The following is a 3091-nucleotide window of genomic DNA, read 5'->3' as shown; positions in this document are numbered from 1 at the left end:
CTACAAACAGATCGTCGACGCGCGCGTTCGTGGCCTGGCTTGCGAAACGCGGGCGGTGGCTGTCGCATTCGGTCCCCGGCCGGGCGGCCCGCGTCACGACCGCGGACGGCGAACTGGAAGCGGACCTGGTGGTTGGTGCGGACGGCGTCCGGTCCGCCGTGCGCGGGGCGCTCTTCCCCGGCCACCCGGGGGCGGTCTACTCCGGCTTCACCACCTGGCGGGTCGTGATCCCCGTCCCCGGCGCCCGGTTCGCCTCGCACGAGACCTGGGGCCGGGGCCGCCTCTGGGGCACCCACCCGCTGAAGGGCGGACGTGTCTACGCCTACGCCGCCGCCCTGACCCCCGCCGGCGGCCGGGCGCCCGACGACGAGAAGTCCGAGTTGCTGCGCCGCTTCGGAGACTGGCACGACCCGATCCCCGCCGTGCTCGCCGCCGCTCGGCCCGAAGACGTCCTGCGTCACGACATCCACCACATCGCCGAACCCCTGCCCGCCTACCACCACGGCCGGGCCGCCCTGCTCGGCGACGCCGCGCACGCCATGCCCCCGAGCCTCGGCCAGGGCGGCAACCAGGCGATCGAGGACGCCGTCGTGCTCGCCCACCACTGTGACGACCTCGACGCCTACACCGCCGCGCGGCTGCCGCGTACGACCGCCATCGCACGCCAGGCCGTGAGGGCGGCACGGCTCAGTCTCATGAGCAGCCGGGCCGGCATCGCCGTGCGCGACACGGCCGTCGCCGCACTGTCGAAGGCCGGGCCCGCCCTGTTCCTGCGCGGCTTCGACGGCATCGCCGACTGGGCGCCCCCGCAGCGGCCGTATGCTTCCGGGCAGACCCCGGCAGGCAACCGTTGAGGAGATCACCCCGTGAAGGTCGGCTGCATCGGACTCGGTGACATCGCGCAGAAGGCCTACCTCCCGGTCCTCGCCTTCCAGCCCGGGGTCGAACTGCACCTGCAGACCCGTACGCCCGCCACGCTCGACCGGGTCGCGGAGCGCCTGCGCATCCTGCCGGAGCGACGGCACAGCACCCTCGACTCCCTGCTCGCGACGGGTCTCGACGCGGCGTTCGTCCACGCACCTACGCTCGTGCACCCGGAGATCGTGACGCGGCTGCTGGAGGCGGGCGTACCGACCTACGTCGACAAGCCACTCGCCTATGAACTCGACGACTCCGCACGGCTGGTGGCGCTCGCGGAGGAGCGGGACGTGAGCCTCGCCGTCGGTTTCAACCGGCGCCACGCCCCCGGCTACACGCAGTGCGCGGACCATCCGCGCGAGCTGATCCTGATGCAGAAGAACCGCATCGGGCTGCCGGAGGAACCCCGCTCGATGATCCTCGACGACTTCATCCACGTCGTCGACACCCTGCGGTTCCTGGTGCCGGGCGAGGTCGACGACGTGACCGTGCGCGCCCGGGTCCGGGACGGGCTGCTGCACCACCTGGTGCTCCAGCTCGCCGGGGACGGCTTCACCGCGCTCGGCGTGATGAACCGGCTCAGCGGTTCCGCCGAGGAGGTCCTCGAGGTGTCCGGGCAGGACACCAAACGGCAGGTGGTCAATCTCGCCGAGGTCGTCGATCACAAGGGGCAGCCGACCGTGCGGCGGCGCGGGGACTGGGTGCCGGTGGCCCGCCAGCGCGGGATCGAGCAGGCGGTGCTCGCGTTCCTTGACGCGGTCCGGGCGGGCAAGGTGCTCAGTGCCCGGGACGCGCTGGAGACCCATGAACTGTGCGAGCGGGTGGTACGCGCGGTTCAGGAGCAGACCGCCTGAGCCGCAGGGTGCGTGCGCCCTCGCCGGCCGCCCACAGGGCGAGGATCACCATGGCCGCATGCACCGTCCAGTCGCCCTGGCGGACGTAGGGCGTGGTGCCGTGGGCGAGGGGGATCTCGTAGACCTGCGCGGTGGAGGCGTCCGTGCCGAGCCGCGATCCGATGCGCTGTCCGTCCGGGCCGTAGACGGCGGAGACGCCCGTCAGGGTCGCGTGCACCATGGGGCGGCCGGTCTCGGCGGCGCGCAGCGCGGCGAGCGACGCGTGCTGCCCGGGCGCCCAGCTGTGCTGGAACGTGGAGGTCGACGACTGGCCGATCAGCACGTCGACGCCCTCCCGTGTGAGATGGCGGGTCATGTCGGGGAAGGCGGTCTCGAAGCACACCAACGGGCCCACGCGCAGCTCGTCCTCGATGTTCATCACGATCGGCTGCGAGCCGCGCCTGCGGTCCTCGCCCGCGGCCTTGCCGACGGAGGTGGCCCAGCCGAACAGGGACCGGGCCGGGATGTACTCGCCGAACGGCACGAGCCGCATCTTGTCGTAGCGCTCGCCGGTCAGGCCGTCGGGCCCGACCAGGACCGAACTCTTGTAGATGCCGGGCTTGTCGGAGCGCCGGGCGTCCACGTTGACCAGGATGCCGGCGCCCGTCGCGCGGGACAGATCCGCCAGCCGCCGGGCGAGGCCGGGCCGGTCCCCGAGGTCGAAGCCGACGCTGCTCTCGCCCCAGACGATCAGGTCGACGTCCTGGCCGGCGAGCCGGCGGGTGAGCTGCTCCTCACGGTCGAACCGGCCGTGCGGGCCGACGACGACGCCCGGCTGCACGACGGCGATCCTGACCTGGCCGTCGACGGCGGGGCGGGGCGAGAAGGCCCAGGCGGCCGAGGTGGCGGCGGCCGTGGCGACCAGACCGGCCACGGCGGGTACCCGGGCCCGGCGGACCGCGACGAGGACCGCGACCGCGACGTTGACGGCCACGAGCAGATAGCTGAGCAGCCACACCCCGCCGACCGAGGCGAGCCGCAGCGCGGGTTCCGCCTGCCACTGGCTGCTGCCGAGCATGCCCCAGGGGCCGCCGAGCCCCTGCCAGGAGCGGACCAGCTCGACGGCCAGCCAGCCCGACGGCAGCACCACAAGCGCCACCGTGACCCGGCCGGGGGAGGGAAGGCCGCCGAGGAGACGGCGCACCAGCCATCCCCACGGGGCCCACAGGGCGCCGAGGAGGGCGGCGAGCACGATCGTGAACACGTGCAGGCTCGGCAGCAGCCAGTGGTGCATGGCCAGCATGAAGCCGAAGCCGCCGCACCAGCCGTCGAGGGCGGCC

The 3091-nt window shown here is 73.4% G+C and carries 3 protein-coding genes; 2 read left to right on the top strand and 1 reads right to left on the bottom strand.

Translation table 11 applies throughout. The annotated features are described in order from the left end of the window. On the top strand, positions 1-854 hold an 854-nt coding region (locus ABZ281_RS43965), incomplete at its 5' end, for an FAD-dependent monooxygenase (protein ID WP_356663829.1). Between the two features lie 12 nt (positions 855-866). After that, positions 867-1772, top strand: a complete 906-nt coding sequence (locus ABZ281_RS43960) for a Gfo/Idh/MocA family oxidoreductase (protein WP_356663827.1) — start codon at positions 867-869, stop codon at positions 1770-1772. On the opposite strand, the gene lnt is transcribed toward ABZ281_RS43960, so the two are convergent. After that, on the bottom strand, positions 1696-3091 hold a 1396-nt coding region (gene lnt / locus ABZ281_RS43955; protein WP_356663825.1), incomplete at its 5' end, for an apolipoprotein N-acyltransferase. The genes ABZ281_RS43960 and lnt overlap by 77 nt on opposite strands.

The organism is Streptomyces sp. NPDC006265 (assembly GCF_040613555.1).
Taxonomy (GTDB): domain Bacteria; phylum Actinomycetota; class Actinomycetes; order Streptomycetales; family Streptomycetaceae; genus Streptomyces.
The sequence above is the reverse complement of the archived record's forward strand: the minus strand, read 5'-3'. Positions and strand labels throughout refer to the sequence as shown.